The following is a 26,099-nucleotide window of genomic DNA, read 5'->3' as shown; positions in this document are numbered from 1 at the left end:
TATCAATCAGGCCGTAATCATGAACGTAATTCAGACCGCAATCCCCGACGTCTTTATCTTTGAGCCAAAAGTGTTTGGCGATGACCGTGGCTTCTTCTTCGAAAGCTTTAACCACAAGCAGTTCGAAGCCGCCATTGGCCGCAGCGTAAACTTCGTGCAGGACAACCACTCCAAATCCTCAAAAGGCGTTCTGCGTGGCCTGCACTACCAGCTGGCGCCGCATGCGCAGGGCAAACTGGTGCGCTGTGTGGCCGGTGAAGTCTTCGACGTGGCGGTGGATATCCGTAAAAGCTCCCCGACCTTTGGTCAGTGGGTGGGCGTACATCTGTCTGGCGAGAACAAGCGCCAGCTGTGGATCCCGGAAGGTTTCGCCCACGGCTTTATGACCCTGAGCGACACCGCGGAATTCCTGTATAAAACCACCAACTACTACGCGCCAGAGAGCGACCGCGGCATCCGCTGGAACGATGAGACCATTGGTATTACCTGGCCAGAGATCGACAGCGAGATCCTCACCTCCGCCAAAGACAGCGTTGCCAAATCCTTCCCTGACGCAGAGTACTTCTGAGTCCCACGCCCCGCAGTGACGCGGGGCGTTTTCTGATGCACAGAGCGCACATGACATTCTATACAGGTTCAGCCGGGATCCTGGCCCGAAAAGCGCAGCTTGAGCCGATGCTGGGCCGCCCGTTACACGCCTTTAAAGCCAACACAGAACTGGCGCAAGACGATGTCCTGGTCGGCTGGGGCCAAAAAGCCAACACCCGCCAAATCAAACAAAAAGCCCACGATCTCGGCCTGCCGTACTGGCAGCTTGAGGATGGCTTTATCGGGTATATTGGTCATCCCGCCCGGGGAGGCAAAGCCGTCTCCCTGATCGCCGATCCTGTGGGAATTTACTACGATGCCCGCCAGCCGAGCCGCCTTGAAGAGCTGATCGCGACCCCCTGCGATGACAGCATGCTGGCGCGTGCCGAAGCGCTCACAGCTGAACTACTGCGTCTCGGCATCACCAAGTACAACTGCTATACCGCAGATAGCGGCCTGCCGGATACGCTGACGGCCCGCCTGCATAGCGACCCGCGCCCTAAAGTGCTGCTGATTGACCAGGTGGCAGGGGATCTCTCCATTCCTGGTGCGCTGGCAAGCGAAGAGGATTTTGTCGCAATGGTGGCGGCGGCCCGCCGTAATCACCCCGATGCCCGCCTGCTGCTGCGTACTCACCCGGATACCCGGCTGGGTAAAAAAAGCGGCGTGCTGGCGCGGCTGGCGCTGGACGACGTGGAGGTAGTGGCCGAACACTGCCATCCCCACGCCCTGCTGAATAGCGTAGAGGCGGTTTATACCGTCTCCTCCCAGATGGGCTTTGAAGCGCTGCTGCTCGGGAAAGCGGTTTACTGCTTCGGCATGCCGTTTTACGCGGGCTGGGGGCTGACCCACGACAGCAAAACCTGCCCGCGCCGTCAGGGGCCGATCGCCCTGCCCCAGCTGGTGGCGGCGGCGCTAATCCTCTACCCGCGCTATCTGGACCCGATCCTGGGCCAGCGCTGCGAAGTGGAGCAGGTGCTCGACATTATTGCCGGTCAGCAGAATCCCGCCCCGCGCTATCGCCGCCTCTATATGGTGGGCTTCTCGCTGTGGAAGCGCGCCTTTATGCGCGCCTTCTGCCAGCCGCTGGCCGAAGAGCTGCGCTTTGTGCGCAAGCTGCCTGAAACGCTGGCCCCCGACGAGCAGGTGCTGGTGTGGGGCAGCCGCCATCCTGAACGCCAGAACGCCATCCGGGTGGAAGATGGTTTTATCCGCTCCCGGGGGTTGGGTTCGAACCTGTGCCGCCCTTCGTCACTCTCCATCGACCCGGTAGGGATCTACTTCGACAGTCGCCGTCCAAGCAGACTGGAGCAGTTGCTTAATCAGCATGAGCTTACCGACCAGGAGCTGGCTCGCGGCGAGACGCTGGTGGGTCTGCTCCGCCAGCATGGGGTGAGCAAATATAACGTTGGCACCGTCAAACCGTTCACCCCACCTGCTGATGGCCGTTCGCTGGTGCTGGTGGTGGGCCAGGTGGATGGCGATGCCTCGATCCTCACCGGCAGCCCGGTGATCCGCAGCAACGAAGCGCTGCTATGGGCGGTACGTGACGCCAGACCGGAGGCGCACATCCTCTTTAAACCGCACCCGGACGTGGTGGCGGGCAACCGGGCCGGGGCTATCTCTGCCGAATGTCTGGCCCACTGCGTCGACAGCCAGGTGCTGGATCTCGGCCTGACCAGTCTCTATCCCCATGTGGATGAGCTGCACACCATGACGTCGCTGAGCGGCTTTGAAGCGCTGGTGCAGGGGGTGAACGTCACCACCTGGGGCCAGCCGTTCTACAGCGGCTGGGGGCTGACCGAAGACAGACATCCTGCCCCGCGTCGTCAGCGCCCTCTGCCACTGGCGGCGCTGATCTACCTGACCCTGGTGGCCTATCCGCGCTATATCGACTGGCAGAGCGGGCTGTGGATGAGCCCGGAGCAGTTGATCCGCCAGCTGGCCGCGCAGGGTAACTCCTCATCGCAAAAAGCCAGCCGCTGGCAGCGCTGGCAGTTAAAACTGAGCTATCTCGCGCAGACGCTTCGCTAGCGAACGATTTATCCTGATGTATTAAAGAAAAGCGGTCATCAAGCCGTTAATCACCTGTCTCATCAACGGAACGGATCTGGGAAAAGAAATGGAAGAGCAAGCCATACGCCATTTATTAAATGGCCGCCGATATCTTTTATTACAAGGACCGATGGGCCCCTGCTTTGCACGTCTGGCGACCTGGCTGCAGCACAGCCACCGCGAAGTGAAGCAGGTCTGCTTTAATGCCGGAGACGCCTGGTATGCCGCAAAAGAGACGTCGCTGCACTACACCGGCCCGGTGAAAAATTTTGCCTTCTGGCTGCGCGATCTGCACAAAGAGTACGCCTTCGACACCATCGTCTGTTTCGGGGATTGCCGCCCGATGCATGTCGAAGCGAAGAAGTGGGCGCGCGGTAAAGCCATCGACTTTCTCGCCTTTGAGGAGGGGTATTTCCGGCCATTTTATATCACCCTGGAAAAAGGCGGCGTGAACGCCTTCTCCTCAATGCCCATCGATGCGAAATACTATCGCGAGCAGCCGCTGCCGGAGCTGAAAACCCCGACGCCGTGGAAGCCCAGCGCCTTTAACCGTGCCGCCCACGCCATGCTTTATTACGCGGCGGGCTGGTTTGGTCGCCATCGCTATCGCGGCTACCGCCACCACAAGTCATTCTCCCCGTGGTATGAGATGCGCTGCTGGGTCCGTGCCGGCCGCCGCAAGCTGTGGTATCGCTGGAAGCAGCGCCACATGCTGAGCCATATCACCGAAACGCTGGACAACGCGTACTACCTGGCAATTTTGCAGGTCTACAACGACAGCCAGATCATTCACCACAGCCCGTATAAAGATGTGCGTGACTATATCGAAACCGTGATCCGCTCGTTCGCCCGCCATGCGCCGAAAGAACACCATCTGGTGTTCAAGCATCACCCGATGGATCGTGGTCACCGCTATTATGGCGTGCTGATTAATACGCTGTGCGAGAAGTACGGCATTACGACAGACCGGGTGATCTATATCCACGATCTCTCCCTGCCCGCCCTGCTGACCCACACCCGGGGGGTGATCACCGTTAACAGCACTGCGGGGCTGTCGGCGCTGATCCACAACAAGCCGCTCAAAGTGATGGGCAAAGCGCTGTATGACATCGAAGGCTTAACCTGGCAGGGGCCGTTGAACCAGTTCTGGCAAACGGATTTCGCGCCTGACAAACAGCTGTTCCAGCGTTTTCGTACCCACCTGCTCTACAACACGCAGATCAACGCCGTGTTTTACGGTAAGTCCGACTGGCTTAACGTCCCGACCGAACTCCCCCTGCCGGATTCTATTACCGATTCCGAACTCGAACGCTAATTCACCACTCCGCCGGGGAGATTGCCCCGGCGGATCCGATCTGCCCCTCGCTTTTATCCCCTCGTTGTAAAAATAACTAATGTTTATCCCTAATCTAGCCGTTATAACCTAAGACAAATTTTCACGCCGTTTTTTGCACTGACATATTTTGTCAGCCCGCACCGGCGTAATTCACAGCAATGTTTTAGATCACGGGAAAGCTATATGACAATTCCGACCAGGAGTCGCTCGGCTGAAAGGTTGGTAGATATTCTGCTGGAGCTTCATTTACACGGCGTGGTTAACCGCCAGGCATTGATGCATAAATTTAATATTACTGAGCGCACCGTCTATCGCGATCTGAATGCACTCTCGCCGATTGTGGAGTACACCGGAAACGGGCTGTACCGGCTTATTCATTCCCCGCAGGGACACACCGGCCCGGGGCTGCATCACGTCATTGCTAACTTCCTGAATGTGGATAACTATTTTCCTGATAAAGGCCGTGAATTCTGGCAGAAACTGGAGTCACGGGTGGAGGAAAACCATATTATGATCCTCGGTAACGAGGCCGAACGAAAAGAAAAATGGGATATTCACGCGCAGCTTACGGCCTTTGAGAAGGCGATTAAGGGCCAGCAGATTTGCCAGATCCTCTATAAAGGAAAATCGCGACAGGTTAACCCTTATAAAGTAATTAACAAAAAAAATATATGGTATTTACAAGCCACCGAAGGCGGCAGATTGAAATCGTTTTCTTTAAGCCTTATTCAGTGGCTAGATATTCGCAGCGAAACCTTCACGCCAGATAACGACACCCTCGAATTACTGGAAAAAAATCCCGACCCGTGGGTCAGCGAAGAAACATTCGAAGTGGATGTGCTTATTCCCACCACCATTGCGCACTATTTTAAACGCCGCGATCTGCTGCCCGGCCAGGAAATTCTGGCGGAAGATAAAAACGGCATCACCCTGCGCTGCCATGCCGCACATGAAAACCAGATCCTGCCGCTGCTCTTCTACTGGCTGCCTAACATCGAGGTGCTGGAACCGGCATGGCTGAAGGCCACGTTCTTTAAAACTTTACATGATTACCTGGCAGCGACCCCTGAGTCTGTGGATTAAGACGGACGTTGCATTACAGACGACACACAACGGAGAAATACAGATGGCATTACCTTTTATCATTCTGGGCGTTGCGGCAGCGGCGACCGCCTTTGGCGGGAAAAAAGCGTACGACGGCTACCAAAAAAAATCCGAAGCTAACGATATTTTCGATGGCGCACAGGAACGGTTTGATAATCGTAAGGAGACTTTCGAGGCGGCTAATACTCTCTCTTCACAGAAGCTTGAACGCCTGGGCGAGAAAGAACTGCAAATTGGTACTGAATTTAAGGAATTCAATACCATCGCTAAAGCGCTGTTAGAGAAAATGGCCAGAGAGGGACAGACAGATCTGAATGTACAGGTTCCCCAGCATCGTCTGAATCAGATTGAAAAACTCTCTATTTCCGCGACGGAGTTTTTGGGTACTGTCATTGGGGCAGGTACTTCTGGTGCCGCAGCGGGGTTTGCCGTCTACAGCGGGGTGATGGCATTTGCGGCGGCCTCTACCGGAACGCCGATTGCCGCCCTCTCTGGCGCCGCTGCCTATAATGCCACGATGGCTGCGATCGGTGGCGGATCGCTGGCGGCTGGCGGCTGGGGAATGGCCGGCGGTGCAATGGTGCTGGGAGGCGCTGTAGTGGCCCCGCTGATAGCTATTATGGGCTGGGCCTACAACAATCATGCTGAGAAGGCGCTGGAAAATGCCCAGGAGATGGCGCGTAAGGTGCGCAAGGCCATCACGCAGATGGATCAGGCTGAAGCGCATCTGGCAAATGTGAACCACTACGTCGATAACATTTACCACGCGTTGGTACGCATGCACGACACCTTCGCTGACTATTTTGACATCCTGAAAGCAACCCATCAAAAAATCACGGCAGGGCAGAAAGAGATTAATGAACCGGAATCCGTCCTGCGGGCGATTCAAAACGGGTACATGCTCGCCGCCATCATGACCGATGTCATCACCACCCCACTGTTCAAACCGGTGACCAACGCCCAGAACGAGGCGGTTATCAATGACGAGGGCGTTATTGAGCTGGAAGTGGATGAAAACGGCATCAACGTGTTGAACAAACAGGCGCTGGATAAGGCCCTGGAAACCTCAGACCAGGAGTATGTTCGCTTTTTAGCGAAAGCCTAACTTATTGCCGGGCTCCGCCCGGCGAACTTATTCAGGGAACGTTATCATGAGCACAACAACCTTCGACTGGGGATCAGAGTTACACACCACGGTCGTGAAAAGCCTGACCACCTCTTTCGGACTCGATTTTTTACTCTTTGAAGACAAAACCGGTGGCGATGTAAATACTCTCCATAATGTCCGGCAAAACATTTATGGCACCGAAGCAGAGCGCCAGCGTTATGAACAACGCGAAGCCTATAACTCCACCCTCTATCATCATCATAAAAACTACATAGATACCAACCGCGAGGGCAAAAAACAGCGCCAGGCGGGAGATCTACAAGACAGCTATACCGGCGCAACCTTCGCCGCCGATGGAGTAACTAACCTTGACCACATCATTGCGGCCAATGAAATTCACCACGATGCCGGACGCATTTTAGCGGAGATGGACGGCGCTGACCTTGCGAATGATGCCAGCAACCTGACCTTCACTAACGAATCGCTCAACAAAGCCAAAAAAGCCAAACCGATGAGCGAGTTTATTAAGGTGTTACAGGAGCAATATCAGGCGACAACAACCGAGATTGCCGAACTGAAAAGCAAACCGGCGCTTACGGAGCAGGAACAAAAGCGCCTGAAAAAGCTGGAAAATAAAGCCAGCGCCGATTTTGATAAGATGCGTGAGGCAGATGAGAAGGCCCGCGCTCGCTACAATGCCACGTTAAACCAGGCGTACTACACCAGCAGTAAATTTGCCCTGAATATTTCACAGGCATCGCTGGCTAACGGCTTCAAAATGGGCACTCGCCAGATGCTTGGCCTGGTGCTGGCAGAGGTGTGGTTCGAATTTCGCGACCGCATTCCGGCCATTTACCAACGCCATCGCGAGCGCTTCCAGGCCAGCGATTTTGCGGGCGATCTGGGCGATGCACTTCGCGCCGTATGGGAGCGTATCCGTTTCAGGTTCAGCGAATTCCTTATCGCCTTTAAAGAGGGAGCTATCGGCGGCGTGCTCTCTACCGTGACAACCACGCTGATGAATATCGTCTTCACTACGCAAAAAATGGCGGTGAGGCTGATCCGTGAGATGTGGAATAACCTGGTACAGGCGTGGAAAGTGATGGTCTTTAACCCGCAAAACCTGGCGCCAGGTGAGCTGATGAAAGCCGTCAGTAAAATCATTTCCGCTGGCGTGGCAGTTGCTGCGGGCGTCATTATCAATGAACATCTTTCAACTCTCTTCGCCTTCCCCTTCGGCCCGGAGCTGGCGGCATTTTGCGGCGCACTGGCGACCGGCCTGCTCACGCTGGTGATGCACTATTTTCTGGAGCATAGCAGCATGATGAAAAGCGTCTGGGCGTTTCTGGACCGTTTCCAGGATAAGTTCCAGCGCGGGATAGCCTATTACGAGAAAGTAAACGTCGAACTGGACCGCTATCTGAAAGAGCTGGCAGCCCTTGAGTTTTCGATGAATGCCGATGAGCTTGCGTCTTTCTCCCACCACCTGACGCTGGTCAACACCGAGCTGGAACGGGAGTTCTTGCTGCGTCAGGAGATCGAAAAACGCAACATCGAACTGCCCTTCGAGGCAGGGAACCTTGCCTCGGTCAACGACTGGCTAAAATCACTATGATTCTGGCCCCGGCGTTTCCCTGCAATCAGTGCGGCGCCTGCTGCCGCCACGTGAACCGGGCTGATGAGACCCGATTTCTCGACCGTGGCGACGGCGTTTGCCGCCACTACTGCATAGAGACAAAATTGTGCAGCATCTATGAAACCCGCCCCCTTATTTGCCAGGTGGAAAAACAGTTTGTGCTGAATTATCAGCAGCAGTACAGCTGGAGCGAGTTCATTGCCCTGAACCAGATCGCCTGCAAGGTACTGGAAACCCTGGACTAACCCCTGGTTCGTGATCTCCTTCACACAATCCCCTCCTCTGACGGCGAGCCTGAACCACTCGCCCTCGCAGTTGACCGCTCATCCCGCCATACAACCACTCACCGATTTACCTTCCTTTACACGCGCAAGGCTCTGGCAAGATCGCCGTAGCATTAATCACTCTCTCTACAGCGAACCCTGACGCTTTTTTCATCTAAAAACCAGGTCTTATTATGGATATCAAAAAACTACTTAAGCACGTCCCCTGGCTGCTGCTTGGGATACTCGGGGCATGTTGCCTTGCCGTCGTCGCCCTGCGTCGCGGCGAGCACATCAGCGCCCTGTGGATCGTCGTGGCCTCCGTGTCGGTCTATCTGGTGGCGTACCGCTACTACAGTCTCTACATTGCGCAAAAGGTCATGAAACTCGACCCGACGCGCGCCACCCCGGCGGTCATTAACAATGACGGCCTGAACTACGTGCCAACCAACCGCTATGTGCTGTTTGGTCACCACTTTGCGGCCATCGCAGGCGCGGGTCCGCTGGTTGGGCCGGTCCTGGCGGCGCAGATGGGCTACCTGCCGGGTACTCTGTGGCTGCTGGCGGGCGTGGTGCTGGCGGGTGCGGTGCAGGACTTTATGGTGCTGTTTATCTCTTCTCGCCGTAACGGTGCCTCTCTGGGTGAGATGATTAAAGAAGAGATGGGCCGCGTCCCTGGCACTATCGCTCTGTTCGGCTGCTTCCTGATCATGATCATCATCCTTGCGGTGCTGGCGCTGATCGTGGTGAAAGCGCTGGCGGAAAGTCCGTGGGGCGTCTTCACTGTCTGCTCTACCGTGCCGATTGCGCTGTTCATGGGGATCTACATGCGATTCCTGCGTCCGGGCCGCGTGGGCGAAGTGTCGGTGATTGGTATTGTGCTGCTGGTGGCCTCCATCTACTTCGGCGGCGTGATTGCCCACGACCCGTACTGGGGCCCGGCGCTGACCTTTAAAGACACCACCATCACCTTTGCGCTGATTGGTTACGCCCTTATCTCCGCCCTGCTGCCGGTATGGCTGATTCTGGCACCGCGCGATTACCTGGCGACCTTCCTGAAAATCGGCGTGATCGTCGGTCTGGCGATCGGCATTGTGATCATCAACCCTGAGTTGAAAATGCCTGCGGTGACCCAGTACATCGACGGTACCGGTCCACTGTGGAAAGGTGCGCTGTTCCCGTTCCTGTTTATCACCATTGCCTGTGGTGCGGTCTCTGGCTTCCACGCCCTGATCGCCTCCGGTACTACGCCAAAACTGCTGGCGAACGAAACCGACGCGCGCTTTATCGGTTACGGCGCAATGCTGATGGAATCCTTCGTGGCGGTCATGGCCCTGGTGGCGGCGTCCATCATCGAGCCGGGTCTCTACTTCGCGATGAACACCCCACCAGCGGGCCTGGGCATTACCATGCCGAACCTGCATGAGATGGGCGGTGACAACGCGGCGCTGATCATGGCGCAGCTGAAAGACGTAAGCGCCCACGCGGCGGCGACCGTTAGCTCCTGGGGCTTTGTGATCTCCCCTGAGCAGATCATGCAGACAGCCAAAGACATCGGCGAACCTTCGGTGCTGAACCGTGCCGGTGGCGCACCAACCCTGGCGGTCGGTATCGCCCACGTGTTCCACAAAGTGCTGCCATGGGCGGACATGGGCTTCTGGTACCACTTCGGTATTCTGTTCGAAGCGCTGTTCATCCTCACCGCGCTGGATGCCGGTACCCGTGCAGGCCGCTTTATGCTCCAGGATCTGCTGGGTAACTTCGTGCCGTTCCTGAAGAAAACCGACTCGCTGGTAGCGGGCGTACTGGGAACCGCGGGTTGCGTAGGTCTGTGGGGTTATCTGCTGTATCAGGGCGTAGTCGACCCACTGGGCGGCGTGAAGAGCCTGTGGCCGCTGTTCGGTATCTCTAACCAGATGCTGGCGGCTGTTGCCCTGGTGCTCGGCACCGTGGTACTGGTGAAGATGAAGCGCACCAAATACATCTGGGTGACCGTGGTACCTGCTCTGTGGCTGCTGCTCTGCACCACCTGGGCGCTGGGTCTGAAACTGTTCAGCTCCAACCCGCAGCTGGAAGGCTTCTTCTTTATGGCTAACCAGTACAAAGAGAAGATTGCCGCAGGCGGCAGTGAGCTGACTGCCCAGCAGATTGCCAACATGAACCATATCGTGGTGAACAACTACACCAACGCGGGTCTGAGCATTCTGTTCCTGGTGGTGGTCTACAGCATCATCTTCTACGGCATCAAAACCTGGATGAAAGTGCGTAACGCCGAGGGGCGTACCGATAAAGAGACGCCGTACGTACCGGTGCCGGAAGGCGGCGTGAAGACCTCTTCACACCACTAAAACAATGGCGGGTGGCGCTGCGCTGACCCGCCCTACAACGGTACTGTAGGCCCGGTAAACGTAGCGCCACCGGGCTTTTTCTATCTGGATGGCACAATGTTTGGTAACTTAGGCGAAGCAAAAAAATATCTCGGTCAGGCAGCGAAAATGCTGATTGGCATTCCGGACTATGACAACTACGTTGAGCATATGAAGACCAACCATCCGGATAAGCCGTACATGACCTACAACGAATTCTTCCGCGAGCGTCAGGAAGCGCGCTACGGCGGAGGAGGAGAAGGCGGCGTACGCTGCTGCTGAAGGAGAAACCATGACACCGATTGCAGTTACCCTACTCACCGGCTTTCTCGGCGCGGGCAAAACCACCCTGCTGCGTCACATCCTCAACGAACAGCACGGCTTTAAAATCGCCGTTATCGAAAACGAGTTCGGTGAAGTCTCGGTGGACGACCAGCTCATTGGCGATCGCGCCACCCAGATCAAAACCCTGACCAACGGCTGCATCTGCTGCACCCGCTCCAACGAACTCGAAGATGCCCTGCTCGACCTGCTCGACAGCCGCGATCGCGGTGAGATCGACTTCGACCGCCTGGTGATTGAGTGCACCGGCATGGCCGACCCCGGCCCGATTATTCAAACCTTTTTCTCCCATGAGATCCTCTGCCAGCGCTATTTGCTGGACGGCGTGATCGCCCTGGTCGATGCGGTCCACGCCGACGAGCAGATGAACCAGTTCACCATCGCCCAGTCGCAGGTGGGCTACGCCGACCGCATCCTGCTGACCAAAACCGACGTGGCGGGCGACAGTGAAAAACTGCGCGAGCGCCTGATGCGCATCAACTCCCGGGCCCCTATCTATACCGTCACCCATGGCGATATCGACCTGTCTCAGCTGTTCAACACCAACGGCTTTATGCTGGAAGAGAATGTCACCACTAAACCGCGCTTCCATTTTATGGCGGACAAGCAGAACGACGTGGCGTCGATTGTGGTGGAGCTGGATTATCCGGTGGATATCAGCGAAGTCTCCCGGGTAATGGAGAACCTGCTGCTGTCGTTTGCCGACAAACTGCTGCGCTACAAAGGGATGCTGTGGATCGACGGCGAACCGAATCGCCTGCTGTTCCAGGGCGTACAGCGCCTCTACAGCGCCGACTGGGATCGCCCCTGGGGCGACGAGCAGCCGCACAGCGTCATGGTATTTATTGGCATTGAACTGCCAGAAGAAGAGATTCGCGCAGGGTTTGCGGGATTACGGAAGTAACGCCTGATGGCGCTTCGCTTACAGGCCTACGGAACAGGTAGCCCCGGCAAGCGCAGCGCCGCCGGGGAGATGGCTACTCAAACAGCTCCGCATGTGTCCCCAGGTCGGTAAACACCACCAAATGCTTTTTATCATCGACGCGATAAATGAGAAGATAATCCCCCCAATATGCAGTTCCCGAAATCCTTGCATATCACCAGTCAGGGCGTGGTCGCTGTATTCAGCGGGAATGGGATTGCCGGAAAGCACTAACGACATGATCGCTGCTGTATCGTGCATATCTCTCCGGCCTGCTTTGTTGTAGCGTTCCCATGCCTTAACAAAGGTTTTGGTGTAATCAGATCGGAACGGTAGCGGGGCGCATTTACTCTTTCCCATTTTTTAAGCTCTCCATGAGCTGTTCAACACCATCGAAGCGTCCATTCTGGTGTGTGGAAATCTCTTCGGCTTCGCGCATTGCATTGCGTAACCGTGTAGTAGGTTTGCGGGTTATCTCAAAAGGAATCCCTTCATTTTTAACAATCTGTTCTGCAAACAGGCGTATCGCCGTGCTCCAGTTAAGGCCACAGCTTTCAAGCACATCGCCCGCGCGAGCTTTTAGTTCACTGTCAATACGTGATCGAATAACGGAATCCATAGCTCCTCCTAATTTTCGTAGCTACATTGTAGCCACAAAAACGGTGGTTTGCACTTTTTCTGAGCGTCTGGCAGAAATGGAATTAATGTTGGTGGGAATGGGAAATGCAGTAGCTTACCGTTGAAAATGTAAATCCACGTTTTTATCTGTTACATCAGAAACATTTCCGGAAATTATAAGAAATTCAATTAATACTTAACTAATTACTTTTCCCGCCCCGTTCAGTTTCTGTTTAGGCGCTCATCTAAACCTCCGCTCAACATGAAAAATTTAACGATTGACCCGGCACCATTTACACCTTTCGCTCACACCATCTGAATAAATTCCACACAAAAACAGCATAAAACCGCGCGCCTGAGCACATTTGCAGCCGTAAACCTCGCCTGTTAGGGTGTGCGCAGACAAATTAGATGACGAGGCATAAAACATGAAAAAGCTTAATATCTTCATCCTTGCTGCACTGACCGCGATTTCCGGCTCCGCAATGGCCATGGGCGGCAGCATTGAGCAGAGCAAAAACTTCACCAATCTGAACCTTGAGATGGGTAAATCCTCCTCAGGTCTGTATGCCGAAGGTAACTGGCTGAAAAACACCGATGACGGCACCCAGACCGGCGGTGTTGGTGCGGGTTATAACCTGGAAGTAGGGCCGGTGATGCTTAATGCCGGTGCGAAAGCCATCTATCTCGGGCCGAAAAAAGGCGATAACGGCGTGGCATTCCCTATCGGTGGCGGCGTCAACCTGGCCCTGACCGACAGCATCCACGTTTATGGTGAAGGCTATGTCGCGCCGGAAGGACTGAACAACAGCGTGAAAAACTACGTTGAAGCCAACGGCGGCGTGAGCTGGACGCCGGTTACCCCTGTTACCCTGAAGGTGGGTTACCGTCACGTCAGCGTTGACGGCAAAGATGGCCGTCCGGGCCACACCCTGATTGACGGTGCCTACGTTGGCGGCGGCGTCACCTTCTGATAAAACCAGGCCAAGCATAAAAAAGGCGGCATCCGCTGCCGCCTTTGTACCGGTAAAAACTTTTACCGGCGGATCACCACCAGCTTCTGGTTCACAAACTCTTTAATCCCCAGATCTGACAGCTCACGCCCGTAACCGGAACGCTTCACCCCGCCAAACGGCAGCTCTGCTGCGGTATCGGTGAGCCAGTTGATCCACACCATCCCGGTTTCGATCTTCGAGGCCATCTTTTTGGCACGATCGGTATCTTTACTGAAGATCGCGCCGCCCAGACCGTAGTGCGAGTCGTTGGCAAGCTTCACCGCCTCCTCATCATTTTTCACCACATAAATCTGCGCCACCGGGCCGAAGAACTCTTCGAAGTACGCCGGGTTATCGCGGGTGATATTGGTCAGGATGGTCGGCTCAAAGAAGCTGCCCTCGCGCTGCACCGGTTTACCGCCGTAATGCAGGGTGGCGCCATTTTTCACCGCCTCATCGACCTGCTTTGTCAGGGTTTCCAGCGCGTCTTTCGAGGAGAGCGGCCCAAGCGTGGTGCTCTCGTCCAGCGGATCGCCAATCTTCACCTGCTTAAAGGCTTCGGTGTACTTCGCCAGGAACTCCTCCGCCACTTTCTCGTGGATAATAAAGCGTTTGGCTGCGGTACAGACCTGTCCGGCATTGGCCAGGCGCGCATTGACGCCAATTTTTACCGCCTTCTCCAGATCGGCATCGTCCAGCACCACGAAGACGTCGTTACCGCCCAGCTCAAGGGTCGATTTTTTGATGTGCTTCGCCGCCTGGGCCGCCACAACGCTACCGGCCTTCTCAGACCCGGTCAGCGCCGCGCCCTGCACACGATCGTCAGCGATGATGTTTGCCACCTGATCTGAAGAGATAAACAGGTTAGTCCACGCCCCGTCCGGGGCACCGGCTTCACGCACCAGATGGGCGAAAACCTCGGCACAGTGCGGCACGATGCTGGCATGTTTGGCGATAACCGGGTTACCCGCCGCCAGGTTCGGGGCCAGCACGCGCATCAGTTGGTAGTAAGGGAAGTTCCACGGCTCTACGGCCATTACTACGCCGATGGGGTGATGCTCCACCCACGCCTCGCCGAGCTCCGACGGGTATTTCACCGGCGCAAGGAACTGCTTCGCATTGTCGGCGTAGTAGCGGGCGATCTGCGCGCAGAGTTTTACCTCGCCACGGCTCTGGGCAATCAGTTTACCCATCTCCTCGCTGGCGATTTTTGCCAGCTCTTCAGTACGGGAATCAATAAGGTCCGCCAGCTTATGCAGCACCGCCAGGCGCTTGTCGATACTGCCCTTTGACCAGTCGGAATGGTAGAGCGCATCAGCCGTATTCAGCGCCGCTTCGACGTCAGCATCAGTATGAGAAGGATATTCTTTGATGAGTTTGTTGTTGGCAGGATTCACTGTCTGATAGGCCATTGTTGCCTCCTTTTTTACCGCTTGGGGTATTAAGGGTAGTCAAAATTGCTGGTTTCGCAGGTAAAGTTAGGTATACAGGGTGTGCCACCCGGCGGGTGGCGTGAGATATAATTGTTCCATTCAGGCGACGCAGCGCTCGTTCCAGCTGTCTTGAAGACAATCTTTTCCTATTCGCTATTTTTTCTGGCAAGAGATTTTTCTAATACACCAATAACGTTTAAACATACGTAGAATACAACAAACCATAACGCGGCATAAAAGAACTTCATTGGCCACACGACAGGCAACATAAGGCAAACTATAAAGCCGCCTACAAATAATACGGCTTCAAACAAACTCCAGATCTGAACCGTCAAGAATATCAAAGCCTTTAAAATATGCTTATACATACAGGAGAAAAAATTGCTATTTTGCATTTAACTTACTGTCACGATTTCTATTTGTCTAAATAGGGCCACCATCGTTGGCTTGCTATAAAAACCGCTTCCAAAAAGGGTTTTACGAGGGTGAAGTCAATTATATCGAGCGCGCCACCTTCAGGTGGCATCTGTTGTTTTAGATCACTAAAATTTCCCGCAAACCGCATTACCCCACTGTTCATCGGTAGTTTCTGGAATATCGCTATAATCGATTTCCTTATCAGACTTTTCTGCCAATGCTAACAGTTCATTAGTATGCAGCATAATATGTAGTGGCATATCATCGCGTTTGAGTCTCACCACTTCATGCTTTTTCATGTCCATATGAATTAACGTACTCCTGTGGCAGTAAGATTAATCACAGGGATAACCAGATTTTCCTGAGCGTAGAACATTGTAAGATTACTGAAAGAGTAGATACGCCCTGATAACTTAACATTGATATTATTTCCGTAGCCGCTAATTATGGCACTGCCATTATCTGAAACAAGAAAAGGCTCACTTTCCCTGAGCTGCTCTATCGTCTGATTTTTATTATCCAGGTAATAACGATAGACATCAGGCACGGTTGCCCCACCCCCATACTGCGTGACGTAAAGCGTCACGTTTTCTGAAATCTCCTTTTGCATCACTAAACGATCGTCGCTTCGACTCTTCATGAAGTATTCATAAGAAAAATAGCCTGCAACGATAATAAGTAACAGGATGGTGATCAGCCGATGTAACCATTTAATAGCCGTGCTGACGTGCATAGTTTATTCCCTGTTTAATCCAAAACTGATCGCGCGGGTCGTCACCATAGGGAAATTCGCCATGCCATGCACCCCATTGTGGACGCGACGTCTTAGCATGTGACTGCGCAAAACCCGCTCCCATATAGAGCGTTTTCTCAGGTATACCCGCGGCAAATCCTGTTGCACCATAATTAAAATTGCCAAAATTTGCCAGTTTTCTGTCTTGCTGTTTGTAATCCCAGGGCCCTCGATTCCGGACTTTTTGATAGAACCAGTAATAAGTTTGCGGCAAGGCCATATTTCTCGACATTCCATTTATACGCGCCTCGCGCATATTCTTATGAATAAGATCCAAACCCTCTTTGGGTAATAATGGTATAACGGCCATATATTCATTCCTTTGATAATTTCGCCTATAAGTCCATGATGCGTCGTCGCTATTTTATTTAACCCTGAATTTTATACCACTATTCTTATCACATAACGACCTCTCCCAAATTATTCCAGGCGACACCTTTATCCGCTCATGCTATAAGCACCTAAACCCCTTTACCCTTCACACCGGTAATCGCTATGTCCCATACTCGCCAAGTCAATCAGACCTTCATACGCCAGCCCGGCGTGGAGCTGCGCAGCACCTGGCAGAGCACGCAAGCCTATAAGCGTCACAGCCATGCCCAGCTTTCTATTGGCGCCATTCTCGAGGGGCAAACCTGCTGCACCTGCAACGGCGAGCCGTTCACTCTCCATCCTGGCGATCTGATTGTGATCCCCGCGCATCTGCCGCACAGCTGTAACCCCGTAGCGGGACAACCCCGCAGCTACCACATGCTCTATCTGGAGACTGACCTTCAGCCCGCCATGCAGGTGATCCGCAGCGAAGCGCTTTTCCGCCAGTATCTGGCTGTGGTTGACACGCTGTCGCCCGGGGCGATCAACGCCCTGCTATCTGCTCTGGCTGAAAGCAGCGCGACGCCTGAGCCTCTTCGTCCTTCCAGCCTTGCGCTGTTACAGACCCTGCGCCAAAGCCTGCAGGAACCGCCCTCGCTGGATGTTTTAGCCCGGCGCTTTTCCCTGCGCAAAGAGACGCTAATCAGAACCTTTAAGCAGGATACCGGCCTGACGCCCGGCACCTTCCTTGCCATCTCAAGGGTAGAGTTCGCCAAAGCCCGGCTGCGCGCCGGGGACAACATCGCCGACGTCAGCTACCAGAGCGGCTTTGCCGATCAGAGCCACTTCCATAAAACCTTTGTCAGCTACACCGCCGCCACGCCGCGCCAGTACGCCACCGGGCGATCAATATCCGACAATAATTAGCGCTCGCACCGGCGTAGCCTGACCTCAGTTTTATTGATGAGGTCACTATGGAACTGACTACCGCTCTCTTCCCGCCCGCTTTTCTGGCGCTCGCGCTGGCGCACTTCGTCGCCCTGCTCAGCCCCGGCCCGGATTTCTTTTTGCTGATGGGATTCGCCGCCCGTCATCGCCTGCGCGGCAGCGCCGGGCTGTGCGTGGGGATAGCCCTGGGCAACGGACTTTATATCCTGCTGGTGATCATTGGCGCCAGCGCGTTGCGTCAGTACACGCTGCTGTTTAACGCCATTGAACTCCTGGGCGGGCTGTATCTGCTGTGGATAGGCTGGCATCTGCTCCATAGCCGCGCCCGCACCCTTACGCTGAATAATGCGGAGCCGGAACGTCCTGGCTTATGCAGGCAGCTTCTGCTTGGCCTTGGCTCGGCAGTATTAAATCCGAAAAATGCCCTCTTTTATCTGGCGCTGATGACCGCCCTGCTCGGGCCGAATGTGACGCTGCTCCAGCAGTCGGTGAGCGGCATCTGGATGGTCACGGTGGTGCTGGCGTGGGATCTGGCGGTGGTGTCGTTCATCGCCCTGCCCGCCGTTCAACGTCGGCTGAGCAACCACCTCTGGAAGATGGAGCGCGCAGCGGGGGCAGTGCTGATGGTGTTTGGCGTAGGGATTTTATGGAGATTTCTCACATCGCTCTGAATGTAGGGAAAACGCCGGGTGGCGGCTTCGCCTTACCCGGCCTGGAACGGCAGCAAACCTTCACCCTGGTGGCGCTACGCTTATCAGGGTGAAGGTTTGTGCGTCAAGCAGGGTGCCTTCGAGTAACCTTTTCCAGACTATTTCAGTAAACGTGTAAGCCATAATCTCTTTATCAAATAAGTGACAGATCCAATAGAATTCTTTCCCTACGATGGCAAGCTAAGCACTCCATACTCGTTCAGGGAACAACGTGAAAAATTACAAAGTCATCACGCCGCTTTTTCCAACCTACGCTCAGGTGAAAGCGATGATGAAAGCCGTCTCAGGCTATTCAGTCAAATCCGTGCGCAATATGATAAACGCTATCCATGAACAAACCGGCACACCACAAAACCCCGTGGACTGGTCTGAACCTGATATGTGGATCAACGATCGTTTAAAAGGTGAAGCTGCGGAAATTGCGCGCCGTATCTGGGAGCAGGACAATCACATTCTGAACCCTCGCCATAGTTATGGCTGCTACCTCTTTCTTAACTATCCTCAGTTCGAACTGATGGAAACCACACCAATGGATGCCTGGCTACCGACTCAGCGCGGGGAACAATTCCTTGCCGATGACGACACCACGCTCCGCTCGCTGGACGATCAGGAAGGGCTATTACAGCTGCTGGAACTGTTAGCCGGACGGGAAATGTCCCGTCGTGCAGATTTGCTACCAGAGTGGCAGGCTTTTTTACATCAACACTCAAAATTTGCTTCCACAAGCTCGGTTAAAAGCACGCTCTATTCCCGTCTCTATAATCTGATTGAGCGTGACATGGTGGCTCGCGAAGGAATGAGCTATCACATTACCGATACAGGTCGTGCCTGGCTTGGAAAGGCACTTCCTACCCGCAATATCGATCCGCGCAAAGAGCTACTGGAAGCGGTAAAACGGTATAACAAACAGCAAAAAGAGCTGCTACGCGAACAAATCAGCACCATGAACCCCTACAAATTTGAGCACCTGATCGGACAGCTTCTGGAAGCGATGGGCTACGAGCAGGTTGAAGTGACCAAAGCCTCGGGTGACAAGGGTGTGGATGTGGTAGGTCGAGTGCAGGTGGGCATTACCACCATCACGGAAGTGGTGCAGGTTAAGCGTATGCAGAGCAATATTACCCGTCCTGTGATCGACCAGTTACGTGGTGCCTTGCCTTATCACAGCGCGATCCGGGGTACACTGATCACCACGGGTCGTTTTGCCGGGAACTGTGAAAAAGCGGCTCTGCATCCCGGTGCCGCACCGATTACTTTGATTGATGGCGACCGTCTCCTTGAACTGCTGATTGAGAATAATGTCGGTATTCGTCGCAGCAATGCGGTCGAGCTGCTGGATGTGGATTTACAGCTTTTTGATGAACTCGAAGAGGGATTAAAAGGCGAAATTTAACGTCTTAATCGCTACAATAGACGCCAAATTTTTCCTGATTGAGTTCATCATGGCCAAAGCACCAACCAAAAAAGCCAAAGCAAAGAAAGGCTTTGAAGACACATTATGGGATACCGCGAATCAGCTTCGCGGTAGCGTGGAATCCTCCGAGTACAAGCACGTGGTACTGAGCCTCGTGTTCCTGAAATTTATTAGCGATAAATTTGAGTCTCATCGTAAGAAAATGCTCGCCGATGAAGAGCAAAAAATGTTTGTTGATATGGAAGTGTTCTATCAGCAGGACAACATCTTTTATCTGCCGGAAGAGGCCCGCTGGTCGTTTATCAAAAAGAATGCCAAGCAAGGCAACATCGCCGTTCTGATTGATACCGCCCTCTCCACCATTGAGAAGAACAACCCAACGCTGAAAGGCGCGCTGCCGGATAACTACTTCAGCCGTCAGGATCTGGAAACCAAGAAGCTGGCGTCGCTGATCGACACTATCGACAACATTGAAACGCTGGCGCATGAAACCGACGTTGAAGCGCTGTCAAAAGAAGACCTTGTCGGGCGCGTTTACGAATACTTCCTCGGCAAGTTTGCCGCCACCGAAGGCAAAGGCGGCGGTGAGTTCTATACGCCAAAATGCGTGGTGACGCTGCTGACCGAGATGCTCGAACCGTTCCAGGGCAAAATTTATGACCCATGCTGCGGCTCGGCGGGGATGTTTGTCCAGTCGGTGAAGTTTGTCGAAAGCCACCAGGGGAAAAGCCGTGATATCGCCCTGTACGGTCAGGAGCTGACGGCGACAACCTACAAACTGGCGAAGATGAACCTAGCGATTCGCGGCCTCTCCGCCAACCTTGGCGAACGTCCTGCGGACACGTTCTTCAGCGATCAGCATCCTGATTTAAAAGCCGACTACATTCTGGCGAATCCGCCGTTTAACCTGAAGGACTGGCGTAACGACGCCGAGCTGACCAACGATCCGCGCTTTGCAGGCTATCGTACCCCGCCAACCGGTAACGCCAACTACGGCTGGATTTTGCATATGCTCTCCAAGCTGTCGGCCAACGGTACCGCCGGTTTTGTGCTGGCGAACGGTTCGATGGGCTCCAACACCAGCGGCGAAGGCGAAATCCGCGCACAGATGATCGAAAACGATTTGATCGACTGCATGATCGCCTTGCCCGGCCAATTGTTCTACACCACCCAGATCCCGGTCTGCCTGTGGTTTATGACCAAATCAAAGGCTGCCGATCCGGCCAAAGGATATCGTAACCGTCAGGGAGAAACGCTGTTTATCGATGCACGTAACCTCGGCATCATGATGAACCGCACCATCAAAGAGCTGACGGCGGACGATATTGCCACCATTGCCGATACCTACCACGCCTGGCGCAGTACACCGGAAGAGCTGGCCGAACGCGTTAAGCGTGGTGACAGCAAGCTGGCGCAATACGACGATCAGGCCGGGTTCTGCAAGGTCGCGACTATTGAAGAGATGAAGGCTAACGACTATGTGCTGACGCCGGGCCGCTACGTGGGTGCCGCCGAGCAGGAAGACGATGGCGTGGCGTTTGAAACCAAAATGCGTGAATTATCGAAGACGTTATTTGAACAAATGAAGCAGGCGGAAGAACTGGATAAGGCGATTCGTCAGAACCTGGAGGTGCTGGGTTATGGGGAATGAAGATTTCAAACTACCGCCAGGATGGCATTGCAGAAGCCTTGTTGATTGCACAAAAGGTAGAAATATTTCTTATGGCATTGTTCAACCAGGCCAACATCAGGACGATGGCATTGGAATAATTCGTGTAAATAATATACAAAATGGAAAAATTTCCGTTGCCGATGTATTAAAAGTTTCGCACGATGTTGAAATTAAATTCTCCAAGACGCGATTAGAAGGTGGGGAAGTACTTTTAACATTAGTTGGTTCAACCGGCTTAAGCGCTATTACGACTAAAGACTTACATGGGTGGAATGTTGCTCGTGCTGTCGCAGTAATTAAGCCATCCGATGAAATAAGCGCAGAGTGGATACATATTTGTCTTCAATCTCCTTATACAAAATATTTCTTAGATTCCAGAGCTAATACAACTGTTCAAAAGACTCTTAATTTAAAAGACGTAAAGGAAATCCCATTACCTATACCGCCGATTCAAGAGAGAATGAACCTTGAAAAATTTTATTTTGATTTAGAAAACAAGATTAATCTAAATTTTGAAATCAACCAAACCCTGGAACAAATATCCCAAGCCCTTTTCAAATCCTGGTTTGTGGATTTCGACCCGGTAATTGATAACGCGCTGGATGCGGGAAATACAATCCCGGAAGCGCTGCAATCTCGCGCCGAGTTGCGTCAAAAAGTACGTAACAGTACAGATTTCAAACCACTTCCGGCGAACATTCGTGCACTGTTTCCAGCAGAGTTTGAAGATACAGAGTTGGGCTGGGTGCCAAAGGGTTGGTTGCTGGAGTCTGTAGCAAAATCCATAAATATCAATCCCAGTGTAAAATTACCCAAAAATACAATCGCAAAGTATGTTGATATGAGATCCTTGCCCACACAAGGATATTCAATATCAGATATTATTGAAAAACCATATTCAGGTGGTGCAAAATTCCAAAAAAACGATACTTTATTCGCTCGGATAACTCCTTGTTTGGAAAATGGTAAAACGGGATTTGTGGATTTTTTAGATGAAAATGAGACTGCGTTTGGCTCCACCGAATTTATCGTGATGCGAGGGACTACGAAAGTACACTATACTTATGTGGCTTGTTTAGCCCGAGAAAATCATTTTAGGTTACACGCAATACAAAATATGGTCGGTTCATCTGGCCGTCAACGGGTACAGAATAGCTGCTTTGACAGTTTTTTCATTACAATACCGACACCTTCCGTAATGCGTTTATTTGCCGGTAAAGTCAGTAGTTTTTTTGATAAGATGCATTACTGTAATGTGGAAAACAAATCACTAACCAACCTCCGCGACACCCTGCTCCCCAAACTCATCTCCGGCGAGCTCTCCCTGGAGGATCTCCCAGACATCATCAAACAAACCGAAGCCGCATAATGCATTTTTGCCCCTGTAAAATCAGGGGCTTTCTGGTAAGGTTTTCTCTTATTACAGGAACCCTTACCAGAAAACCAGCCAGGGCCGGAGCGGGATATGCATCTCTCATTCAGTGAAGCGAAGTTAGAACAGGCAATAATTGAACTGTTACAGGAGCAGGGTTATCAGCACCTGACAGGCGACAATGTGCCGCGTTCCAGCCTCGATCAGGTGATTATTGAAGACGATCTTCGCCATTATCTCGCTGCTCGCTATCAGGCCGACGGTATTACGGAAGACGAAATCCAGCGGCTGATTAAACAATTCACCACCCTGCCCGCCTCCGATCTCTACGAAAGTAATAAGACCTTTTGCACCTGGCTGGCAAATGGCTTCCTGTTTAAACGCGACGACCGTCAGCAGAAAGATCTCTATATCGAACTGCTCGATACCCGGCACCTGTCCGCCGCGCTGCGTGAGTTATTCGATAGCGAAGAAGTACCACAGCAACAGGCTGCTGAAACGCCAGCCAGCTATCTTATCCAGCCGTTAAACCGTGTAAAGATCGTTAATCAGCTGACCATCACCGGCAAAGAAAACCAGCCGCGTATTCCGGACGGTATTCTCTATATCAACGGCCTGCCGTTGGTGGTGTTTGAATTTAAAAGTGCCGTACGCGAGCAAGAAGCCAATATTGGCGACGCGTATAAGCAACTCTGCACCCGCTATCGTCGCGATATTCCACAGCTGTTTGTCTATAACGCGCTGTGCATCATCAGCGATGGCGTGAATAACCGCATGGGCAACCTGTTCGCGCCGTATGAGTATTTCTACTCCTGGCGTAAAGTCACCGGTAATGAAAACCGCGAGCAGGACGGGATTCCTTCGTTACACTCGATGATTCAAGGGTTATTTCACCCGGTACGCCTGCTGGATGTGATTAAAAACTTTATCTGCTTCCCGGATAAAGCCAAACACGAAGTAAAAATCTGCTGCCGCTATCCGCAGTACTATGCGGCGCGCAAGCTCTACTACAGCATTGAGCGAGCGCGTAAACCGTACGGTAACGGTAAAGGCGGCACCTACTTTGGCGCCACGGGCTGCGGTAAGAGTTACACCATGCAGTTCTTAACCCGTCTGCTGATGAAAAGCGTCGAGTTTGCCAGCCCGACCATCGTGCTGATCACTGACCGTACCGATCTGGACGATCAGCTCTCCACGCAGATGTGCAATGCCAAAAATTATATCGGTGACGATACCGTGGAGCCCGTCACCAGCCGCGACGATCTGCGGGAAAAGCTGGCCGGTCGTAACAGTGGCGGCGTCTTCCTGACCACCATTCATAAATTTACCGAAGACACCGAACTGCTCTCTGAGCGAAGCAATGTCATCTGTATCTCTGACGAAGCGCACCGCAGTCAGGTCAATCTGGATCAGAAAGTGATCGTCGATAAAGAGAGCGGGAAGGTACGCAAGACCTGGGGCTTCGCCAAATATCTGCACGACTCGCTGCCAGCAGCCACCTATGTCGGTTTCACAGGGACACCTGTAGACGCCACGCTGGATGTCTTCGGCGCGGTAGTGGACAGCTACACTATGACCGAATCCGTTCAGGATGAAATCACGGTACGCATCGTCTATGAAGGCCGTGCTGCAAAAGTGATCCTGGATGCCAGCAAGCTGGAAGAGGTTGAGAAGTACTACGAAGAGTGCGCTAACGCGGGCACTAATGAGTGGCAGATCGACGAAAGCAAAAAAGCCAGCGCCACCATGAACGCGATCCTCGGTGATGAGGATCGCCTGAAGGCGCTGGCGGAAGACTTTGCTAAACACTATGAAAAACGCGTCGCTGAAGGCTCAACGGTGAAAGGCAAGGCAATGTTTGTCTGCGCCAGTCGGGATATTGCCTGGGACTTATATCGTCAGTTGCAAGACTGTCGTCCGGCATGGTTTGAGGTTAAACAGGCCCCTGAAGGGGTTGAGCTTACCGAGCAAGAGCAGAAAGAACTGCCACCGTCCGAAATGGTCAAGATGGTGATGACGCGAGGTAAAGACGATGACGCCAAACTCTACGACCTGTTGGGCAGTAAAGAGTACCGTAAAGAGCTGGATAAGCAGTTCAAAAATGCAAAGTCGAATTTCAAAATCGCTATTGTGGTCGATATGTGGCTGACCGGTTTCGACGTGCCGGAACTGGATACCATTTACATCGATAAGCCGCTGCAAAAACATAACCTGATCCAGACTATCTCCCGCGTCAATCGTAAGCTGGAAGGGAAAAGCAAAGGCCTGGTGGTGGACTATATCGGCACCAAGCGCCAGATGAACCAGGCTCTGGCAATGTATTCCCGCATTGACGCCACCAACTTTGAGGACATTCAACAGTCGGTCATTGAGGTGAAGAATCATCTCGACCTCCTGTCGCAAGTGTTCCACGATTTCGACAGCCGCGCTTACTTTACCGGAGAGCCACAGGCTCAGCTGGCATGTCTGAATCAGGCTGCTGAATTTGTCATGCGGACCCAGAAGATTGAGCGTCGTTTTATGGGCCTGGTGAAGCGCCTGAAGGCGGCCTACGATGTCTGCTGCGGCAGCGAGGCGTTATCGCAGGCAGAGCGAGATCATATCCATTTCTACCTTGCCGTGCGCTCCATCGTCTTTAAGCTGACCAAAGGTGATGCACCTGACGTTACCCAGATGAATGCCCGCGTACGAGAGATGATTGCCGATGCATTAAAGGCAGATGGCGTGGAAGAGCTGTTTTTCCTTGGCGATAAGAAAGCGGAATCGATCGATATTTTCGACGAGGATTATCTTGCGCGTATTAATAAGATCAAGCTGCCCGCAACAAAGATCCAGCTTCTGCAGAAACTGCTGGAGAAAGCCATCAGCGACTTTAAAAAAATTAACCAGCTTCAGGGGATCAACTTCACCCGTCGCTTCCAGTCCATCATGGACAGATATAACGAGCGCAGGGAAGACGACGTACTAAACGGCGAAGAGTTCGATCATTTCAGTCAGGAAATGACCGACATTATCTATGATATTAAAACCGAAATGGGCACCTATGCTGATTTAGGCATCGACCTTGAAGAAAAAGCCTTCTACGACATTCTGGCGCATATGCGGGATAAATATCAGTTTACCTATGAAGATGACAAAATGCTGACGCTGGCGAAAGAGATGAAGGCGGTGGTGGATAATACGTCGAAATATCCGGACTGGAGTAAGCGCGATGATATCAAAGCGAAACTGAAAGTTGAGCTAATCCTGTTACTGCATAAGCATAAGTTCCCGCCAGTGGCGAACGATGATATTTACATGGGCGTTCTGATGCAGGCAGAGAATTTTAAACAGTATCATATTAATACAGCATATTAATATTTCTTGCCGGATAATCTATTGGTTACCCGGCTCATCAAACATTTCATGCTTGTAAATTACTTAATGAATAAATCCAACAAAATGTTTAAAACGCCCTGTTTTTCAGAATATTTAATTTCAGCTGTTGGATAAATTTCCGAGAGAAATTTATCATGATATTGTCCTGTATTAACACGGTCATATTGCTCGCCATAACCCCTAAATAACATTTCACATTAATATTTCCCTGGCCCCAAGTTACATCTATTTTATTATGGACTAATACTGGTAAGCAAAGGCAGCCAAAGTGCATTACCGGATGGCAATGCGCCGTAAAAAATGAGAACACGCATTCA

23 protein-coding genes are annotated in these 26,099 nt (G+C 52.8%); 17 read left to right on the top strand and 6 right to left on the bottom strand.

All coding sequences use genetic code 11. The annotated features are described in order from the left end of the window. The first annotated feature begins 19 nt into the window (after positions 1–19). From rfbC to yjiA, 10 genes are all read left to right on the top strand, one after another. Positions 20–568 (top strand): dTDP-4-dehydrorhamnose 3,5-epimerase, encoded by a 549-nt coding sequence (gene rfbC, locus C3406_RS15805; RefSeq protein WP_103823133.1) that lies wholly within the window; start codon positions 20–22, stop codon positions 566–568. A 50-nt stretch (positions 569–618) separates the two neighbouring features. Next, positions 619–2,622, top strand: a complete 2,004-nt coding sequence (locus tag C3406_RS15800) for a capsular polysaccharide biosynthesis protein (RefSeq protein WP_103823132.1) — start codon at positions 619–621, stop codon at positions 2,620–2,622. Between the two features lie 88 nt (positions 2,623–2,710). Continuing rightward, on the top strand, positions 2,711–3,958 hold the full coding sequence (locus C3406_RS15795; RefSeq protein WP_103823131.1) for a capsule biosynthesis protein: 1,248 nt from the start codon (positions 2,711–2,713) through the stop codon (positions 3,956–3,958). A gap of 204 nt (positions 3,959–4,162) precedes the next feature. Beyond that, complete coding sequence (locus C3406_RS15790; protein WP_103826479.1) at positions 4,163–5,062, top strand: helix-turn-helix transcriptional regulator; 900 nt, start codon at positions 4,163–4,165, stop codon at positions 5,060–5,062. Positions 5,063–5,105: 43 nt separating this feature from the next. Continuing rightward, a complete protein-coding gene (locus C3406_RS15785) occupies positions 5,106–6,188 on the top strand; it encodes a chemotaxis protein (RefSeq protein ID WP_103823129.1) in 1,083 nt (360 codons plus the stop codon). A 46-nt stretch (positions 6,189–6,234) separates the two neighbouring features. Next, positions 6,235–7,806: a cobalamin adenosyltransferase gene (locus C3406_RS15780; RefSeq protein WP_103823128.1), complete on the top strand. Its 1,572-nt coding sequence runs from the start codon at positions 6,235–6,237 to the stop codon at positions 7,804–7,806. After that, on the top strand, positions 7,803–8,072 hold the full coding sequence (locus C3406_RS15775) for a YkgJ family cysteine cluster protein (RefSeq protein WP_103823127.1): 270 nt from the start codon (positions 7,803–7,805) through the stop codon (positions 8,070–8,072). Before C3406_RS15780 ends, C3406_RS15775 begins: the two co-directional genes overlap by 4 nt. A 212-nt stretch (positions 8,073–8,284) precedes the next feature. Then, positions 8,285–10,438, top strand: coding sequence for a carbon starvation CstA family protein (locus C3406_RS15770; protein WP_103823126.1), 2,154 nt, complete (start codon positions 8,285–8,287; stop codon positions 10,436–10,438). A gap of 96 nt (positions 10,439–10,534) precedes the next feature. After that, a complete protein-coding gene (locus C3406_RS15765) occupies positions 10,535–10,738 on the top strand; it encodes a YbdD/YjiX family protein (RefSeq protein ID WP_032616354.1) in 204 nt (67 codons plus the stop codon). Positions 10,739–10,748: 10 nt separating this feature from the next. Beyond that, on the top strand, positions 10,749–11,702 hold the full coding sequence (gene yjiA / locus C3406_RS15760) for a GTPase (protein ID WP_103823125.1): 954 nt from the start codon (positions 10,749–10,751) through the stop codon (positions 11,700–11,702). Between the two features lie 18 nt (positions 11,703–11,720). On the opposite strand, the gene C3406_RS15755 is transcribed toward yjiA, so the two are convergent. Continuing rightward, positions 11,721–12,080, bottom strand: a complete 360-nt coding sequence (locus C3406_RS15755; protein WP_233210572.1) for a type II toxin-antitoxin system YafQ family toxin — start codon at positions 12,078–12,080, stop codon at positions 11,721–11,723. Next, on the bottom strand, positions 12,067–12,339 hold the full coding sequence (locus C3406_RS15750; protein ID WP_103823124.1) for a type II toxin-antitoxin system RelB/DinJ family antitoxin: 273 nt from the start codon (positions 12,337–12,339) through the stop codon (positions 12,067–12,069). Before C3406_RS15750 ends, C3406_RS15755 begins: the two co-directional genes overlap by 14 nt. A 427-nt stretch (positions 12,340–12,766) precedes the next feature. Here C3406_RS15750 and C3406_RS15745 point away from each other — a divergent pair, with 427 nt between their 5' ends. Then, positions 12,767–13,312 carry a YfaZ family outer membrane protein gene (locus tag C3406_RS15745; RefSeq protein ID WP_103823123.1) on the top strand — a complete coding sequence of 182 codons (546 nt, stop codon included), beginning with the start codon at positions 12,767–12,769 and terminating at the stop codon, positions 13,310–13,312. 62 nt (positions 13,313–13,374) lie between these two features. Here C3406_RS15745 and C3406_RS15740 read toward each other — a convergent pair whose 3' ends face one another. From C3406_RS15740 to C3406_RS15720, 4 genes are all read right to left on the bottom strand, one after another. Beyond that, positions 13,375–14,745 (bottom strand): NAD-dependent succinate-semialdehyde dehydrogenase, encoded by a 1,371-nt coding sequence (locus C3406_RS15740; RefSeq protein WP_103823122.1) that lies wholly within the window; start codon positions 14,743–14,745, stop codon positions 13,375–13,377. A 563-nt stretch (positions 14,746–15,308) separates the two neighbouring features. Continuing rightward, positions 15,309–15,488 carry a hypothetical protein gene (locus tag C3406_RS26190; RefSeq protein ID WP_103823120.1) on the bottom strand — a complete coding sequence of 60 codons (180 nt, stop codon included), beginning with the start codon at positions 15,486–15,488 and terminating at the stop codon, positions 15,309–15,311. A gap of 5 nt (positions 15,489–15,493) precedes the next feature. Next, entirely contained in the window at positions 15,494–15,916 is a 423-nt protein-coding gene (locus C3406_RS15725; RefSeq protein WP_103823119.1) for a hypothetical protein, read from the bottom strand. Continuing rightward, positions 15,894–16,286 (bottom strand): polymorphic toxin type 44 domain-containing protein, encoded by a 393-nt coding sequence (locus tag C3406_RS15720; RefSeq protein WP_103178111.1) that lies wholly within the window; start codon positions 16,284–16,286, stop codon positions 15,894–15,896. Before C3406_RS15720 ends, C3406_RS15725 begins: the two co-directional genes overlap by 23 nt. Positions 16,287–16,471: 185 nt before the next feature. On the opposite strand from C3406_RS15720, the gene C3406_RS15715 reads away from it, so the two are divergent. The 6 genes from C3406_RS15715 (at position 16,472) to C3406_RS15690 (ending at position 25,761) form a co-directional block, all read left to right on the top strand. After that, positions 16,472–17,215, top strand: coding sequence for an AraC family transcriptional regulator (locus C3406_RS15715; RefSeq protein WP_103823118.1), 744 nt, complete (start codon positions 16,472–16,474; stop codon positions 17,213–17,215). A 47-nt stretch (positions 17,216–17,262) separates the two neighbouring features. After that, entirely contained in the window at positions 17,263–17,907 is a 645-nt protein-coding gene (locus C3406_RS15710) for a LysE family translocator (protein WP_103823117.1), read from the top strand. A 250-nt stretch (positions 17,908–18,157) separates the two neighbouring features. Continuing rightward, the gene (locus tag C3406_RS15705) at positions 18,158–19,339 is read left to right on the top strand and encodes a restriction endonuclease (RefSeq protein WP_103823116.1); all 1,182 of its coding nucleotides are present in this window, start codon (positions 18,158–18,160) and stop codon (positions 19,337–19,339) included. Between the two features lie 49 nt (positions 19,340–19,388). Continuing rightward, entirely contained in the window at positions 19,389–21,011 is a 1,623-nt protein-coding gene (locus C3406_RS15700; RefSeq protein ID WP_103823115.1) for a type I restriction-modification system subunit M, read from the top strand. Further along, entirely contained in the window at positions 21,001–22,401 is a 1,401-nt protein-coding gene (locus C3406_RS15695; protein ID WP_103823114.1) for a restriction endonuclease subunit S, read from the top strand. Before C3406_RS15700 ends, C3406_RS15695 begins: the two co-directional genes overlap by 11 nt. 96 nt (positions 22,402–22,497) lie before the next feature. Continuing rightward, complete coding sequence (locus C3406_RS15690; RefSeq protein ID WP_103823113.1) at positions 22,498–25,761, top strand: type I restriction endonuclease subunit R; 3,264 nt, start codon at positions 22,498–22,500, stop codon at positions 25,759–25,761. The last annotated feature ends 338 nt before the right edge of the window (positions 25,762–26,099 follow it).

Origin of the sequence: Leclercia sp. LSNIH8, assembly GCF_002920195.1 — a bacterium.
Lineage (GTDB): Bacteria > Pseudomonadota > Gammaproteobacteria > Enterobacterales > Enterobacteriaceae > Enterobacter.
This window is presented reverse-complemented; position numbering and strand designations above follow the sequence as displayed.

Coding starts and splice junctions, on each gene's coding strand:
- rfbC (WP_103823133.1), top strand. CDS start 20: ATGAACGTAATTCAGACCGCAATCCCCGACGTCTTTATCTTTGAGCCA.
- C3406_RS15800 (WP_103823132.1), top strand. CDS start 619: ATGACATTCTATACAGGTTCAGCCGGGATCCTGGCCCGAAAAGCGCAG.
- C3406_RS15795 (WP_103823131.1), top strand. CDS start 2,711: ATGGAAGAGCAAGCCATACGCCATTTATTAAATGGCCGCCGATATCTT.
- C3406_RS15790 (WP_103826479.1), top strand. CDS start 4,163: ATGACAATTCCGACCAGGAGTCGCTCGGCTGAAAGGTTGGTAGATATT.
- C3406_RS15785 (WP_103823129.1), top strand. CDS start 5,106: ATGGCATTACCTTTTATCATTCTGGGCGTTGCGGCAGCGGCGACCGCC.
- C3406_RS15780 (WP_103823128.1), top strand. CDS start 6,235: ATGAGCACAACAACCTTCGACTGGGGATCAGAGTTACACACCACGGTC.
- C3406_RS15775 (WP_103823127.1), top strand. CDS start 7,803: ATGATTCTGGCCCCGGCGTTTCCCTGCAATCAGTGCGGCGCCTGCTGC.
- C3406_RS15770 (WP_103823126.1), top strand. CDS start 8,285: ATGGATATCAAAAAACTACTTAAGCACGTCCCCTGGCTGCTGCTTGGG.
- C3406_RS15765 (WP_032616354.1), top strand. CDS start 10,535: ATGTTTGGTAACTTAGGCGAAGCAAAAAAATATCTCGGTCAGGCAGCG.
- yjiA (WP_103823125.1), top strand. CDS start 10,749: ATGACACCGATTGCAGTTACCCTACTCACCGGCTTTCTCGGCGCGGGC.
- C3406_RS15755 (WP_233210572.1), bottom strand. CDS start 12,080: ATGGGAAAGAGTAAATGCGCCCCGCTACCGTTCCGATCTGATTACACC.
- C3406_RS15750 (WP_103823124.1), bottom strand. CDS start 12,339: ATGGATTCCGTTATTCGATCACGTATTGACAGTGAACTAAAAGCTCGC.
- C3406_RS15745 (WP_103823123.1), top strand. CDS start 12,767: ATGAAAAAGCTTAATATCTTCATCCTTGCTGCACTGACCGCGATTTCC.
- C3406_RS15740 (WP_103823122.1), bottom strand. CDS start 14,745: ATGGCCTATCAGACAGTGAATCCTGCCAACAACAAACTCATCAAAGAA.
- C3406_RS26190 (WP_103823120.1), bottom strand. CDS start 15,488: ATGGACATGAAAAAGCATGAAGTGGTGAGACTCAAACGCGATGATATG.
- C3406_RS15725 (WP_103823119.1), bottom strand. CDS start 15,916: ATGCACGTCAGCACGGCTATTAAATGGTTACATCGGCTGATCACCATC.
- C3406_RS15720 (WP_103178111.1), bottom strand. CDS start 16,286: ATGGCCGTTATACCATTATTACCCAAAGAGGGTTTGGATCTTATTCAT.
- C3406_RS15715 (WP_103823118.1), top strand. CDS start 16,472: ATGTCCCATACTCGCCAAGTCAATCAGACCTTCATACGCCAGCCCGGC.
- C3406_RS15710 (WP_103823117.1), top strand. CDS start 17,263: ATGGAACTGACTACCGCTCTCTTCCCGCCCGCTTTTCTGGCGCTCGCG.
- C3406_RS15700 (WP_103823115.1), top strand. CDS start 19,389: ATGGCCAAAGCACCAACCAAAAAAGCCAAAGCAAAGAAAGGCTTTGAA.
- C3406_RS15695 (WP_103823114.1), top strand. CDS start 21,001: ATGGGGAATGAAGATTTCAAACTACCGCCAGGATGGCATTGCAGAAGC.
- C3406_RS15690 (WP_103823113.1), top strand. CDS start 22,498: ATGCATCTCTCATTCAGTGAAGCGAAGTTAGAACAGGCAATAATTGAA.